Annotated in this window: 10 protein-coding genes; 1 reads left to right on the forward strand and 9 read right to left on the reverse strand. The window is 59.7% G+C overall.

Annotated elements, in window-relative coordinates:
• The 4 genes from ACR0NY_RS10675 to rpsL all read right to left on the reverse strand — a co-directional run.
• The coding region (locus ACR0NY_RS10675) for a GTP-binding protein (RefSeq protein ID WP_377181647.1) at nt 1–103 on the reverse strand (103 nt) is incomplete at its 3' end.
• Between the two features lie 60 nt (nt 104–163).
• Complete coding sequence (fusA, locus tag ACR0NY_RS10680) at nt 164–2,281, reverse strand: elongation factor G (RefSeq protein WP_093964349.1); 2,118 nt, start codon at nt 2,279–2,281, stop codon at nt 164–166.
• A gap of 18 nt (nt 2,282–2,299) precedes the next feature.
• The gene (gene rpsG / locus ACR0NY_RS10685; protein ID WP_093964348.1) at nt 2,300–2,770 is read right to left on the reverse strand and encodes a 30S ribosomal protein S7; all 471 of its coding nucleotides are present in this window, start codon (nt 2,768–2,770) and stop codon (nt 2,300–2,302) included.
• A 15-nt stretch (nt 2,771–2,785) separates the two neighbouring features.
• Complete coding sequence (gene rpsL / locus ACR0NY_RS10690) at nt 2,786–3,157, reverse strand: 30S ribosomal protein S12 (protein WP_005980675.1); 372 nt, start codon at nt 3,155–3,157, stop codon at nt 2,786–2,788.
• Nucleotides 3,158–3,531: 374 nt separating this feature from the next.
• On the opposite strand from rpsL, the gene ACR0NY_RS10695 reads away from it, so the two are divergent.
• The gene (locus ACR0NY_RS10695) at nt 3,532–4,338 is read left to right on the forward strand and encodes a putative rhamnosyl transferase (protein WP_170369237.1); all 807 of its coding nucleotides are present in this window, start codon (nt 3,532–3,534) and stop codon (nt 4,336–4,338) included.
• Here ACR0NY_RS10695 and ACR0NY_RS10700 read toward each other — a convergent pair.
• The 5 genes from ACR0NY_RS10700 to rplL all read right to left on the reverse strand — a co-directional run bounded on the left by ACR0NY_RS10700 (nt 4,323) and on the right by rplL (nt 15,700).
• Nucleotides 4,323–5,192: a DMT family transporter gene (locus ACR0NY_RS10700; protein ID WP_170369264.1), complete on the reverse strand. Its 870-nt coding sequence runs from the start codon at nt 5,190–5,192 to the stop codon at nt 4,323–4,325. The two genes, ACR0NY_RS10695 and ACR0NY_RS10700, sit on opposite strands and share 16 nt — an antisense overlap.
• A 145-nt stretch (nt 5,193–5,337) precedes the next feature.
• The gene (locus ACR0NY_RS10705) at nt 5,338–6,447 is read right to left on the reverse strand and encodes an HlyD family secretion protein (protein WP_170369235.1); all 1,110 of its coding nucleotides are present in this window, start codon (nt 6,445–6,447) and stop codon (nt 5,338–5,340) included.
• Nucleotides 6,448–6,642: 195 nt separating this feature from the next.
• On the reverse strand, nt 6,643–10,884 hold the full coding sequence (gene rpoC, locus ACR0NY_RS10710; protein ID WP_170369233.1) for a DNA-directed RNA polymerase subunit beta': 4,242 nt from the start codon (nt 10,882–10,884) through the stop codon (nt 6,643–6,645).
• Nucleotides 10,885–10,934: 50 nt separating this feature from the next.
• Nucleotides 10,935–15,071 (reverse strand): DNA-directed RNA polymerase subunit beta, encoded by a 4,137-nt coding sequence (gene rpoB / locus ACR0NY_RS10715; protein ID WP_093964344.1) that lies wholly within the window; start codon nt 15,069–15,071, stop codon nt 10,935–10,937.
• A gap of 251 nt (nt 15,072–15,322) precedes the next feature.
• The gene (gene rplL, locus ACR0NY_RS10720) at nt 15,323–15,700 is read right to left on the reverse strand and encodes a 50S ribosomal protein L7/L12 (RefSeq protein WP_093964343.1); all 378 of its coding nucleotides are present in this window, start codon (nt 15,698–15,700) and stop codon (nt 15,323–15,325) included.
• Between the last annotated feature and the right edge of the window lie 48 nt (nt 15,701–15,748).

Consider the following 15,748-nt stretch of genomic DNA (forward strand, 5'->3'; position numbering starts at 1 on the left):
ACTTGGTGATTGCTGCGGTCAGCGTCGTCTTGCCGTGGTCAACGTGGCCAATCGTGCCAATGTTGACGTGCGGTTTTGTACGCTCAAACTTTTCCTTTGCCATGATGGCCTCCTTTTTCGGAAATGAAGGGAGCCCGGGCAGCAGGCTCCCTCTATTTTTCGGTTATGCGTATTTTGCCTGGATCTCTTCCGCGATGTTCTGCGGAACCGGATCATAGTGGTCGAACTGCATGGTGAACTGGGCGCGGCCCGACGACATCGAACGCAGAGTGTTGATGTAGCCGAACATGTTGGCCAGCGGCACGAATGCGTCGATCGCAATCGCGTTGCCGCGCGGCTCTTGTCCAGACACCTGGCCCCGACGCGAAGTCAGGTCGCCGATGATACCGCCGGTGTACTCTTCCGGGGTGATCACTTCGACCTTCATGATCGGCTCCAGCAGTTTCGCGCCGGCCTTTTTCAGACCTTCGCGCATGCACATCCGCGACGCGATTTCGAACGCCAGAACGCTCGAGTCGACGTCGTGGAATTTACCGTCCAGCAGGGCAACCTTGAAGTCGATCACGGGGAAGCCGGCCAGCGGGCCGCTGTCCATGACGGACTGGATGCCTTTTTCGACACCGGGGATGTATTCCTTCGGAACGGCACCACCAACGATGCGGCTTTCGAACGAATAACCTTCGCCCGGTTCGGTCGGAGTGATCTCGAGCTTGACCTCAGCGAACTGACCCGAACCACCCGACTGTTTCTTGTGGGTGTAGGTGTGTTCGATCGGCATCGAGATGGTCTCACGATAGGCCACCTGCGGCGCACCGATGTTGGCTTCGACCTTGAACTCGCGCTTCAGACGGTCAACCAGGATGTCCAGGTGAAGTTCGCCCATGCCCTTCATGATGGTCTGACCCGATTCCAGGTCGGTTTCCACGCGGAAGGACGGGTCTTCGGCGGCCAGACGGGCCAGACCCTGAGACATCTTTTCCTGGTCGCCCTTGGTTTTGGGCTCGACCGCGATCTCGATCACCGGATCGGGGAAGGTCATGGTTTCCAGAACCACGGGATCCTTCGGATCGCACAGGGTGTCACCGGTGGTGGTGTCTTTCAGACCCGCCAGAGCGATGATGTCGCCTGCGAACGCTTCTTCGATCTCTTCCCGGTTGTTCGAGTGCATCATCATCATACGACCGATGCGCTCTTTCTTGCCTTTGGTCGAGTTCAGGATCGAGTCGCCCTTGTTCAGAACGCCCGAGTAGATCCGGGTGAAGGTCAGCGAGCCAACGAAGGGGTCATTCATGATTTTGAACGCCAGGCCCGAGAAGGCCATGTCATCGTCAGCGCGACGCGCGATGTTACGGACTTCTTCCTCGTCACCGGGTTTGAAGCCCATGTAGTCGACAACGTCCAGCGGGCTGGGCAGATAGTCGATCACGGCGTTGAGCAGCGGCTGAACACCTTTGTTCTTGAACGCCGAACCACCCAGAACCGGCACGAAGTGCAGCGCCAGGGTACCCTTGCGCAGCAGTTTGCGCAGGGTCGGAATGTCGGGCTCGTTGCCTTCCAGGTATTCCATCATCGCGTCGTCGTCTTCTTCGACGGCCGCTTCGATCATCTTGCCGCGCCATTCTTCAGCCATGTCCTTCAGGCTGTCGCGGATCGGAGCCTTGACCCAGCTTGCGCCAAGGTCTTCGCCCTGCCACAGCCATTCTTCCATGGTGACCAGGTCGATCAGGCCTTCAAGTTCGTTCTCTGCACCGATCGGGATACCGACGGGAACGGCGCGCGCGCCGGTGCGGTCTTCGATCATGCGAACGCAGTTGAAGAAGTCCGCGCCGATCTTGTCCATCTTGTTGACGAAGACCATGCGCGGAACCTTGTAGCGGTCAGCCTGACGCCACACGGTTTCGGTCTGGGGTTCGACACCGGCGTTTGCGTCCAGAACGCAGACGGCACCGTCGAGAACCGCCAGCGAACGCTCGACTTCGATGGTGAAGTCAACGTGGCCGGGGGTGTCGATGATGTTCAGGCGGTGCTTGGGGGTATCGGCGGTCTGACCGTCCTCGGTGCGCTCCCAGAAGGTGGTGGTCGCAGCCGAAGTGATGGTGATGCCGCGTTCCTGCTCCTGCTCCATCCAGTCCATGGTGGCTGCACCATCGTGCACCTCACCGATGTTGTGGGATTTGCCGGTGTAATACAGGATACGCTCCGAGCAGGTGGTCTTGCCTGCATCGATGTGCGCCATGATACCGAAGTTACGGTATAGTTCGAGCGGATATTCGCGTGCCATTTGGATAAGCCTCTGGGATTACCAACGATAGTGGCTGAAGGCTTTGTTCGCCTCGGCCATCTTGTGGGTGTCTTCGCGCTTCTTAACGGCAGTACCGCGGGACTGTACGGCGTCCAGCAGTTCGCCGGCGAGGCGTTCTTCCATGGTGTTTTCGTTGCGGCCGCGCGCGGCGGTGATCAGCCAGCGGATGGCCAGAGCTTCGCGGCGCTCGGGGCGCACTTCGACCGGAACCTGGTAGGTTGCACCACCAACCCGGCGCGAGCGAACCTCGACCGACGGCTTGATGTTGTCGAGTGCTTCGTGGAACACCTCGACAGGAGCGCGCTTGATCTTGCTCTCAACGCGATCAAAGGCGTTGTAGACGATACGCTCTGCGACCGACTTCTTGCCGTCGATCATCAGGTTGTTCATGAATTTGGTCAGGACCTTGTCGCCAAATTTGGCGTCAGGCAGGACTTCGCGTTTTTCGGCGGCGTGACGACGTGACATATCAGCCTCTCCTTCTTACTTGGGACGCTTCGCGCCGTACTTCGAACGACGTTGCTTACGGTCTTTGACGCCCTGGGTATCCAGAACACCACGCAGGATGTGGTAGCGGACACCCGGAAGGTCTTTCACACGGCCGCCACGGATCAGAACAACCGAGTGTTCTTGCAGGTTGTGGCTTTCACCCGGGATGTACGAAATGACTTCGTAACCGTTGGTCAGGCGCACCTTGGCAACCTTACGCATAGCCGAGTTCGGCTTCTTCGGCGTGGTGGTGTACACGCGTGTGCAGACGCCGCGCTTCTGCGGGCACTGCTCCAGGTGCATGGACTTCGAGCGTTTTACTTTGGGCTGCCGCGGTTTGCGGATAAGCTGTTGAATAGTTGGCATTCCGGTTTCTTCCCCGTTTTGCAACACACATGACATGCACGCGCGTTGCGTGCGGCTAACTTCGCTGCGCCAATGCGTCCACAAGCGCAAAACCCGCGAGCGTTCCCATTCCGAGGTGAACGTCGCGGTTGGTTATCAGAGGGCGCGAACTGCAAAATTGTCCGGGCCTTGACCAGTTCAATACTGAAATCGGTTTTGGGGCGGCCCCCGGTACCGAGATGACGGGCGTATAGGGGGAGTCGGCCCGACTGTCAACAGCCCCGGCAGATGGCCGCCCGCCTCGCAGCCGTGCGTCGCGGCGGAAGCGACATCGGTTGCGGTGTCACATCCCTCGGGGCATAGTCCGCACTGGTGTATTCCTACCGGAAGTGAAGATGCAAGTCATTGGTCTGTGCCGTTTCTCCTACCCGGCCATCGGCGGGTTCCAGACCATGCACGAGTCGGTCGAAGCGCGCCGGCGCCACTTGTACGACCCCCGGCGTCTGGACGAGCGGTTCCGCCTGTTCGAGACCTGCGCCCTGCCCGCCCTGCGCGCCCAAACCGATCCGCGGTTTCAGTTTGTGATCGTGACGGGGACCTGCCTGCCTCGGGTCGCCCGTGATCGTCTGAACGACCTGACTTCGGGCATGAAACAAGTGCAAATCGTCTCGCAGGAACCCGGCCGGCATCGCTCTGTCATGAAGGACGTCCTGAATCGGGCACGCTTGAACCCTGACCTGCCATGCCTGCAATTCCGCCACGATGACGACGATGCGGTTGCGGTGGATTTCGTCGAATTACTGCGCCGCGCGGTTCAGGACGCCGAAGGGCTGGTACGGCGCAACAAGATGGTTGCCATCGATTTCAATCACGGCTTCCTTGCCCGGTTCGACGCCAGCGGAATCCAGGCCACGCCGGTTCACCGGTCGCTGCTGGGTGTTGGTTTTGGGATGTATGTGCGCGGCGGGTGTGAATTGACGATCATGAACTTTGCCCACCACAAGATCGGCAACTTCATGCCAGTCATCAGCCAGAACGAACCGCCGATGTGGGTGCGCAGTCTCAACGGGTTCAACGATTCACCCAACACCCGCACAAGCAAGGCCAAGCTGGAACCGTTGACCCCCGCTCTGGCAAAGCAGTTCGAAACCCGGTTTGCAATTGATCAGACGGTGGTCCGACGCGTCTATTCGGACGCCTGAAGCGCCCGCTCACGAAAGAGGGTGAACAGCCCCGCGCTGACCACCAGTGCAGCGCCCAGCATGGTGATCCGGTCGGGCCAATCCCCGAAAACCGCCCAGCCCAGACCCAAGGCCCAGATCAGGCTCGAGTATCGGAACGGTGCGACAAAGCTAACCTCGCCAACGCGCATCACCATTACGCTGAAGAGATACCCGAGCAGGACGAAAACCGCTGCCGAGGCAATCAACATCCCCGACCCGGCCGTCATCGGCACCCAACCCTGAAAAACCGAGGCAATTGCCGCACCGGTGGTAATCGTCAATGAGGTTGCCAAAGTAACGACCATCGACGGTACCTCGGGCGACATTCGGCGGGTGATCAAATCCCGAGCCGTCACGCAGATGACGGCAATCAGGGCATACATGGCATAGATGCTGAATCCGTCCGGACCCGGTCGCACGATCAGCAGCATGCCCGCAAACCCCAATGCAATGGCCATGATCCGCCGCCACCCGATCTGTTCCGAAAAGAACAGCGCCGCACCCAGGGTTACGGTCAGCGGCAGGGCCTGCAGAACCGCGGTCACATTGGCCAGTGGCATGTGCATCAACGCCGTGAGGAAGAAGAACGTCGCCGACAATTCCGCCACGCAGCGAAAAGCCACCAACCAGCGGTCGTGCCGCCCGAACTGCAGATGCAATGCCCCCAGATGCCGCGCCAACGCAAAAACCAGGATCGTCGCCAACAACCCACGCAGAGCCACCAGCTGGAACAGTGGCACCTCCTGACCGGCCGCCTTGACCAGCGTATCGTTCACAGTGAATGCGGCCATGCTGCCCATCATCAGCAGGGCGCCTTTGACGTTCGGTGTCATTGCCATGGCCCGGTTTCAATCTGGTCCCGGCATTGGCATCTCACCTGAGCAGATTGTCAACTTGTGATACGGCCAATTCGATTTTGTTTGGTCCGATCGCAGTTGTACCTGATCACTGCCATGGGGTGGGTTTCTGCGTTGCCGCCTACAGGTAGTTCAGCTTCTGCGTGACCCAGAACAGTATCTCTGCAAGTGGCGAAATCGGCCCGGCCTTGTCGGTCATCACAAGCGCGGTGCCCGACGCGCCGAATTGAAGTGTTTCCAGAGGTACATCGCCAGGAAGTTCGATGAGGACCGGAAAGCTGGTGATCCCGACAAGTTCGCGCATCGAGGGCAAACCGGAGCGGAGATCCAGTGCGCCCTCAGACAGGGCCGGCGGAAACCCTGAAATAGTTCCCGTGATCTCGGATCCCGGCTGGGTTCGCAGCGCCACACGGATTTCATCGCCAAGGCCGACATTGGATCGGCTGGATTGGGGCAGCGAGGCCACCAACGCGTGGTTCGTCGGATCTATGAAGGTCAATGCGCCCTGGAAGGTTGTCGCGCGATTGCCCGGGCGCAGCGTGACCGCACTGACGATCCCGTCGCCCGGCGCAAAGACTTCCGTCTGCTTTAGGTTCCATTCGGCCTGCGCAAGCGCCTGTTCGGCCTCCACGACCGCCACATCCTCACCGTCGATCTGAGCCGCGATCCGGCGCTCCAGCCCTGCTTTTCGGGCTTCTGCTGCACGAATGCTTGCGGTGAGTTGTTCGATCGTCGCGACCGCTTCCTGCAGTTTGAAGGTGGTGGATGCGCCACGCTCTTCCAGTTGAACGATGTCATCCCGCCGCTGCTGCCCAAAAACAAGTTGCGCGGTCAATGAAGCGATATCGGCTTCGGCAGCCGCCAGATCCGTGGTCAATTGGTCCGCTACCGACCGGGCGGCTTCCAGAGATGCCTCCAGCCGCGCTACCTCGAGCACGTAGAACTCGGGATCGATTCTGAACAAGAGATCGCCTTCGTTGACCTTCTGGTTCGGCTCAACGGCAACTTCGACGACCGTTCCGGAGACATTAGGCACAATGCTTGTCTGAACACCCAGAACCGACACAGGCCCCGTAGGCGCCGTGTGGTTGAGTGCGCCGATGACAACCAACGCGACGACGGCGGCCCCACCGTATGACACGGTCTTCCAGAAGCCATTCCAAGGCAGCAGGCTGAACTTGGAAAAGACCAGCCAAATCACGCCAAAATACAATCCGAGGACTATGAGCATCCGTGCAAGACCCGTGTTGAATTCCAAACAGCGGTTACGGGAGCAACTCCATTACCACATTCCGATTTTTGAGTATGCGGCAGTTCCGTTTGAAATCACAGTGTTTGGATGGACCCCTGACCGCTTCCGGTACCGGCCAAAACAAAAAAGGCCCTGCGGAACCGCAGGGCCTTTCTGAGTTTCTCGTCGCCGATATTATTCGCGGCTTTCCGGAGTTTCCACCAGCGAGTCCAGCTCGTCGCCGACCATGTCATCATCCATCATCGGAGCGGCCAGCGCGGCTGCGGCCTCGGCCTCTTCGCGACGTGCCTCGATGACGACATTGTCACGCTGCTGCGCGATCTGGCGGACTCGCTGTGTCGCACCACCGGTACCGGCCGGGATCAGACGGCCGACGATGACGTTCTCTTTCAGGCCAACCAGCTTGTCCTTCTTGCCCTGAACCGAAGCTTCGGTCAGCACGCGGGTGGTTTCCTGGAACGATGCCGCCGAGATGAACGAACGCGTTTGCAGCGAAGCCTTGGTGATCCCCAGAAGGATCGGCTCGCCCTGGGCCGGACGACCACCGCGGGCGATGGTCTTCTCGTTGGCAGCATCGAACTCCTGTTTGTCGACATGCTCGCCCTTCAGCAGGGTGGTGTCGCCCGAGTCCAGGATCTCCCACTTCTGCAGCATCTGGCGTACGATGACTTCGATGTGCTTGTCGTTGATCTTCACGCCCTGCAGACGATAGACGTCCTGCACCTCGTCGATCATGTAATCCGCCAGCGCTTCGACACCCATGATGGACAGGATGTCGTGCGGAGCCGGGTTACCGTCCATGATGTAGTCACCCTTCTGCACGAAGTCGCCTTCCTGCACCGGGATGTGCTTGCCCTTGGGCACCATGTACTCGATCGTCTCCAGCGACTCGTCGACCGGCTCGATGCTGATGCGGCGCTTGTTCTTGTAATCGCGGCCAAAGCGCACGTAACCATCGGCTTCCGCGATGATTGCGTGATCTTTCGGACGACGCGCTTCGAACAGTTCGGCCACACGCGGCAGACCACCGGTGATGTCCTTGGTCTTGGCGCCTTCACGCGGAATACGCGCAACAACGTCACCGGCCTCGATCTTCTGACCGTCTTCGACCGACAGGATCGCGTCCACAGACATCGGATAGTGAACCGGGTTGCCCGCATCGTTTCGGACCGGCTCGCCATTGTCATCCACAAGAATGATCTCGGGCTTCAGATCGCTGCCTTTGGGGGCGGCGCGCCAGTCGATCACGATCTTCTGGGTCATGCCGGTTGCATCGTCGGTCTCGTCGCGGACAGCAATGCCCGAAACCAGGTCGACGTATTTTGCGGTACCGGCTTTCTCGGCGATGATCGGCAGGGTGTAGGGGTCCCACTCGAACAGCTTGTCGCCGCGCTTGACCTTGGTGCCTTCCTTGACGAACAGCTTCGAGCCGTAGCCCAGCTTGAAGCTGGCGCGCTCTTCGCCGTGTTCGTCGTTGATCACCAGCTTCATGTTCCGGCCCATGACCAGGCTTTCGCCGGCGGCATTGACCAGGATCTGCGGGTTCTCAAAGGCAACGACACCGTCCTGGTTCGCTTCCTGGAACGACTGCTGACCACCTTGCGCAACACCACCGATGTGGAAGGTCCGCATCGTCAGCTGCGTACCCGGTTCACCGATCGACTGCGCGGCGATGATGCCGACAGCCTCACCGGTGTTCACCATGGTCCCGCGTGCAAGGTCACGACCGTAGCAGGTTGCACAGACGCCTTCCTCGGACTCACAAGTCAGAGGCGAGCGGATGCGCATCGAGGCAACACCGGCCTCGTCGATCGTATCGGCCATGCGTTCGTCGATCAGCTGTCCGGCGGCGACGATGACCTCGTCGGTACCCGGACGCAGAACGTCATCTGCGGCCACACGGCCCAGAACGCGTTCTGCCAGCGACGCGACGACTTCACCGTCATTGACCGCAGCCTCGGCCGTGATCGCACGGTCGGTTCCACAGTCGACCTCGCGCACGATGCAATCCTGCGCCACGTCAACAAGACGACGGGTCAGGTAGCCCGAGTTCGCCGTCTTCAGAGCGGTATCCGACAGACCCTTACGGGCACCGTGGGTCGAGTTGAAGTATTCAAGAACGGTCAGACCTTCCTTGAAGTTCGAGATGATCGGCGTCTCGATGATGTCGCCGTTCGGCTTGGCCATCAGGCCGCGCATACCGCCCAGCTGCTTCATCTGGGTTACCGAGCCACGCGCACCGGAGTGCGCCATCATGTAGACCGAGTTCGGCTCTTTGTCGGCGCCGCCCTCATCCTTGGCCACGGCCGAGATGGTGCGCATCATGGCTTCGGTTACGCGGTCGTTACACTTCGACCAGGCATCGACAACCTTGTTGTACTTTTCGCCCTGAGTGATCAGGCCGTCCATGTACTGCTGTTCGAAGTCTTTCACCTGTTCGCGGGTTTCGTCCACGATGCCCCACTTGTCTTCGGGGATCACCATGTCGTCCTTGCCGAACGAGATACCGGCCTTGAACGCTTCCTTGAAGCCCATCGACATGATCTGGTCGCAGAAGATCACCGACTCTTTCTGACCGCAGTAGCGGTAGACGGTGTCGATCACCTGCTGCACTTCTTTCTTCCGCAGCAGGCGGTTGACCAGATCGAACGGCGCCTTGTTGTTCTTGGGCAGCAGAGCCCCCAAGCGAACACGGCCCGGCGTAGTTTCAAAACGCTTCTGAACCTCGTTGCCTTCTTCGTCGATCTGGGTGATCCGCGCGGTGATTTTCGAGTGCAGGTGCACCTCGCCCGCGTCCAACGCGTGCTGGACTTCGTCGATCGAACCAAAGACCTTGCCTTCACCCGGCATGCCTTCGCGTTCCAGGGTCACGTAGTAGAGACCCAGGATCATATCCTGCGACGGAACAATGATCGGCGCGCCGTTTGCAGGCGACAGAACGTTGTTCGTCGACATCATCAGAACACGCGCTTCCAGCTGCGCCTCAAGGCTCAGCGGAACGTGCACGGCCATCTGATCCCCGTCGAAGTCGGCGTTGAAGGCCGAACAGACCAGCGGGTGCAGCTGGATGGCTTTACCTTCGATCAGAACCGGCTCGAACGCCTGAATGCCAAGACGGTGCAGCGTCGGCGCACGGTTTAGCATGACTGGGTGTTCGCGGATCACCTCGTCGAGGATATCCCACACTTCGGGACGCTCCTTCTCGACCAGCTTCTTCGCCTGTTTCACGGTCGAAGACAGACCCTTGGCTTCAAGGCGCGAGTAGATGAACGGCTTGAACAGTTCCAGCGCCATTTTCTTGGGCAGACCACACTGGTGCAGCTTGAGTTCCGGACCGGTCACGATGACCGAACGGCCCGAGAAGTCGACGCGCTTACCCAAAAGGTTCTGACGGAAGCGGCCCTGCTTGCCTTTCAGCATGTCCGACAGCGATTTCAGCGGACGCTTGTTGGCGCCGGTGATCACGCGGCCGCGACGGCCGTTGTCGAACAGAGCGTCCACGGATTCCTGCAACATCCGCTTTTCGTTGCGGACGATGATGTCAGGCGCGCGCAGTTCGATCAGACGCTTCAGACGGTTGTTCCGGTTGATGACGCGGCGATACAGATCGTTCAGATCCGACGTTGCAAAACGGCCACCATCCAGTGGAACCAGCGGACGCAGTTCCGGCGGAATCACCGGGATCACGGTCATCACCATCCACTCGGGCCGGTTGCCCGACTCGAGGAAGGATTCAACAACCTTCAGACGCTTGATGATCTTCTTGGGCTTCAGTTCGCCGGTCGCTTCGGCCAGATCAGCACGCAGCTGCTCGGCTTCGGCTTCCAGATCGATCTGGGCCAGCATCTCACGGATGGCTTCAGCACCGATGTTCGCGGTGAACGCGTCCATGCCATAAGCATCCTGCGCATCCATGTACTCTTCTTCGGTCAGCATCTGGCCGTAGGTCAAGTCTGTCAGACCGGGCTCGATGACGACATAGTTTTCAAAGTACAGAACGCGTTCCAGATCGCGCAGCGTCATGTCCAGCATCAGACCGATGCGGGACGGCAGCGATTTCAGGAACCAGATGTGAGCGACGGGCGCGGCCAGTTCGATGTGGCCCATACGCTCGCGGCGGACTTTCTGCAGGGTGACTTCCACACCGCATTTCTCGCAGACAACGCCGCGATACTTCATCCGCTTATATTTGCCGCACAGACATTCGTAATCTTTGATCGGGCCAAAGATACGCGCGCAGAACAGACCGTCACGCTCGGGCTTGAACGTCCGGTAGTTGATGGTTTCGGGTTTCTTGATCTCGCCATAGGACCAAGACAGGATCCGCTCGGGCGACGCCAGAGAGACCTTGATCTCGTCGAAAACCTTCGGGGGCGTCAGCGGGTTGAACGGGTTGTTGGTGATTTCCTGGTTCATTTGTTACCTCAAATCTTGCGGAAGGGGGGACGGGAGAAAGGGCAGCGCCCTTACTCCTCAACCTCCGCATCCAGGAGTTCCATATTCAGGCCGAGGCCACGGACTTCTTTAACCAGAACGTTGAACGATTCCGGTACGCCCGCCTCGAAGTTATCCTCGCCCTTGACGATCGACTCATAGACCTTGGTCCGGCCGGCGACGTCATCCGATTTCACGGTGAGCATCTCCTGCAGGGTGTAGGCGGCGCCGTAAGCTTCCAGCGCCCAGACCTCCATCTCACCAAAGCGCTGACCACCGAACTGCGCCTTACCACCCAGCGGCTGCTGGGTCACCAGGCTGTACGGCCCGGTCGAACGCGCGTGGATCTTGTCGTCCACCAGGTGGTGCAGTTTCAGCAGGTACTTGATGCCCACGGTCACCGGACGCGCGAACTGCTCGCCGGTGCGACCGTCGAACAGGATCGACTGACCGCTTTCCGAGAAACCGGCGCGGATCAGCGCGTCGTTGACGTCGGCCTCTTTGGCGCCGTCAAAGACCGGGGTTGCGATTGGAACACCGCGGGTCACGTTGCTGGCCGCTTCGATCAGCTGATCCTCGTCCATACCGCTGATGCCCTCTTCGTAGACATCCTCGCCATAGGCGTGTTTCATCGCATCACGGACCGGCGTCAGGTCGCCCGAGCGGCGGTATTCCTGCAGCGCCTCGTCGATCTTCAGACCCAGACCGCGCGCGGCCCAACCCATGTGGGTCTCAAGGATCTGACCGACGTTCATACGCGACGGCACGCCCAGCGGGTTCAGACAGAAGTCGACCGGAGTACCATCGGCCAGGAACGGCATGTCCTCCATCGGCACAACCTTCGAGATCACACCCTTGTTCCCGTGACGGCCGGCCATCTTGTCGCCCGGCTGCAGCTTGCGCTTCACGGCGATGAAGACCTTGACCATCTTCATCACGCCCGGCGGCAGGTCGTCGCCACGGCGGACCTTTTCGACCTTGTCCTCGAAACGGGCATCCAGGGCGCGCTTCTGCACCTCGTACTGCTCGTTCAGCGCCTCGACGATCTGAGCGTCCTTCTCGTCTTCCAGCGCCAGCTGCCACCACTGACCGCGGGTCAGCGACTCGAGCAGCTCTTCGGTGATCTCCGAGCCCGCCTTGACGCCTTTCGGCCCCTTGACGGCGGTTTTACCCAGGATCATCGACTTGAGACGCGCATAGATGTTGCGGTCCAGGATTGCCAGCTCGTCGTCCCGGTCACGGGCCAGACGTTCGACTTCCTCACGCTCGATCTGCAGCGCACGCTCGTCTTTCTCGACGCCGTGACGGTTGAAGACGCGGACTTCGACGACCGTACCGTAATCGCCCGGCTTCACGCGCAGCGAAGTGTCGCGCACGTCAGATGCTTTTTCACCAAAGATGGCGCGCAGCAGTTTTTCTTCCGGGGTCATCGGGCTTTCGCCCTTCGGAGTGATCTTGCCGACCAGAATATCGCCCGGCTCAACATCCGCGCCGATGTAAACGATGCCCGCCTCGTCGAGGTTGCGCAGCGCTTCTTCACCGACGTTCGGAATGTCGCGGGTGATCTCTTCCGGACCCAGCTTTGTATCACGGGCGGCGACTTCGAATTCCTCGATATGGACCGAGGTGAATACGTCGTCACGCGCGATACGTTCCGAGATCAGGATCGAGTCTTCGTAGTTGTAACCGTTCCACGGCATGAACGCGACGACCACGTTCTTGCCCAGAGCCAGTTCACCCATATCGGTCGACGGACCATCGGCAATGACCTCGCCCTTCTGGACGGTGTCACCCACCTTGATCAGCGGACGCTGGTTGATGCAGGTGTTCTGGTTCGACCGCTGGAATTTGCGCAGACGGTAGATGTCCACACCAGCGTCGCCCAGTTCCAGATCTTCAGTGGCGCGGATAACGATGCGCTGGGCATCGACCTGGTCGATGATACCGGCACGTTTCGCCTGGATCGCAGCACCAGAGTCAATCGCAACCTTTTCCTCGATCCCGGTACCGACCAGCGGTGCCTCGGCCCGCAGCAGCGGAACCGCCTGACGTTGCATGTTCGAGCCCATCAGAGCGCGGTTGGCGTCGTCATTTTCAAGGAACGGGATCAGCGAGGCCGCAACCGAGACCAGCTGCTTCGGCGACACGTCGATCAGGTCAACATTCTCGCGCGGGGCAAGCGTGTAGTCACCGGCCTGACGGGTCGAGACCAGATCGTTGATGAACTTGCCATCCGTATCCAGCGTCGCGTTGGCCTGCGCCACGGTGTGACGCATTTCCTCGGTCGCGGACATGTAGTGGACCTCGTCGGTCACCTGCCCGTCTTTCACGACGCGATAGGGGGTTTCGATGAAACCGTACTTGTTCACGCGGGCAAAGGTGGCCAGCGAGTTGATCAGACCGATGTTCGGACCTTCCGGCGTTTCAATCGGGCACATCCGGCCATAGTGGGTCGGGTGCACGTCGCGCACCTCAAAGCCCGCACGCTCGCGCGTCAGACCACCCGGGCCAAGCGCCGACAGGCGGCGTTTGTGGGTGACTTCCGACAGCGGGTTGGTCTGGTCCATGAACTGCGACAGCTGCGAGCTGCCGAAGAATTCACGCACGGCGGCCGCCGCCGGTTTCGCGTTGATCAGGTCCTGCGGCATGACGGTGTCGATCTCGACCGACGACATACGCTCTTTGATGGCGCGTTCCATGCGCAGCAGGCCGACGCGGTACTGGTTTTCCATCAGTTCGCCGACCGAGCGCACACGACGGTTGCCCAGGTGGTCGATATCGTCGATGTCACCTTTGCCATCACGCAGTTCGACCAGCGCTTTGATGCAGGCCACGATGTCTTCGCGTCGCAAGGTGCGCAGCGTGTCCGGCGCATCCAGAGCCAGGCGCATGTTCATCTTTACACGACCAACAGCAGACAGGTCATAGCGTTCGCTGTCGAAGAACAGTGTGTCAAACAGGGCCGACGCAGCCTCGACGGTGGGCGGCTCGCCCGGGCGCATGACGCGGTAGATGTCCATCAGCGCGCTTTCGCGGCCCATGTTCTTGTCCTGCGCCATGGTGTTGCGGATGTACGGACCGACGTTGATGTTGTCGATGTCCAGAACCGGAATATCGGTGATGCCGGCATCGATCAGCTCCTTCACGGTGCCGCCGATCAGCTCGCCATCCTTGTCATATTCCAGCGTCAGCTCATCACCGGCTTCGACATAGATCGCACCGGTTTCTTCGTTGATGATGTCCTTGGCGACGAACTTGCCCACGATGTGGTCGAACGGCACCAGAAGGTCGGTGACCTTGCCCTCGTCAATCAGCTGCTTGACCGCACGCGGAGTGACTTTCTTGCCGGCTTCGGCAATCACTTCACCGCTTTTTGCGTCGATCAGGTCATAGGTGGGACGGGTGCCGCGCACACGTTCGGGGAAGAACGGGGTGACCCAGCCCTTCTTCTTGTTCAGCTTGTAGGACACGGTGTCGTAATACGCGTCCATGATCGCTTCCTGGTCCAGGCCCAGGGCATAGAGCAGCGTGGTCACCGGCAGTTTGCGGCGACGGTCGATCCGGGCATAGACGATGTCCTTGGCGTCGAACTCGAAGTCCAACCAGCTGCCGCGGTACGGGATAATGCGGCAGGCAAACAGCAGCTTGCCCGAGGAGTGGGTCTTGCCCTTGTCGTGGTCGAAGAACACGCCGGGCGACCGGTGCATCTGGGACACGATCACACGCTCGGTGCCGTTCACGATGAAGGTGCCGTTCGGCGTCATCAGGGGCATGTCGCCCATGAACACGTCCTGTTCCTTGATGTCCTTGACCGATTTGGCCCCGGTGTCTTCGTCGACATCAAACACGATCAGGCGCAGGGTGACCTTCAGCGGCGCGCTGTAGGTCATGTCGCGCTGCATGCACTCTTCAACGTCGTATTTCGGCTTTTCCAGCTCGTATTTCACGAATTCCAGTACGGAAGTTTCGTTGAAATCCTTGATCGGAAAGACCGATTGGAACACGCCGTTGATACCTTCGCCGTCGGTCGGCTGGTCGGCATCGCCAGAGCGCAGGAATAGATCATAGGAGGATTTCTGGACCTCAATGAGGTTCGGCATTTCCAGGACTTCGCGGATTTTGCCGTAGTATTTCCGAAGACGTTTCTGGCCAAGGAACGATTGAGCCATGTCAGATGTCACCTTTCGATGTTCTCAGCGGGCAAAAACACCGTCGGGCCCCGGCGCCTTGCACATACGAGACGACACGTCCGGATCAATTCGTGGCCACCGTCCCGAATGGTAGCCTCCCGATCCGCGAACCGCGTCTTAGAAAACGCCCCAGCATATGAGGCCCTTTCTAAGACAGGTTCGGCTGGACCCGGATTTCTCCGGGCCCAGCCAAATTCCACGGCGCATCCGCGATGCACCGAAAGACAGGCTTAGGCCAGCTCGACCTCGGCGCCAGCTGCTTCCAGCTTGCCCTTGATCTCTTCGGCTTCTGCCTTGTCCACGCCTTCTTTGATCTTGCCGCCGGCTTCGACCAGTTCCTTGGCTTCTTTCAGGCCCAGGCCGGTGATGCCGCGAACTTCTTTGATGACGTTGATTTTCGAAGCGCCGGCGTTCTTCAGAACGACGTCGAATTCGGTTTTCTCTTCCTCAGCTGCACCGCCGGCATCGCCAGCTGCGCCTGCGACCATGACGGCGCCGCCAGCTGCGGGCTCGATGCCGTACTCGTCCTTGAGGATGGTTTTCAGTTCTTGTGCTTCCAGCAGGGTCAGACCAACGATCTCTTCTGCCAGTTTCTTCAGATCAGCCATTGTATCAGCTCTTTCCGTTTACAGTGTGTGTTCCAACGTCAGGGCATG

The sequence above is a fragment of the Ruegeria sp. BJ5 genome (assembly GCF_056537865.1).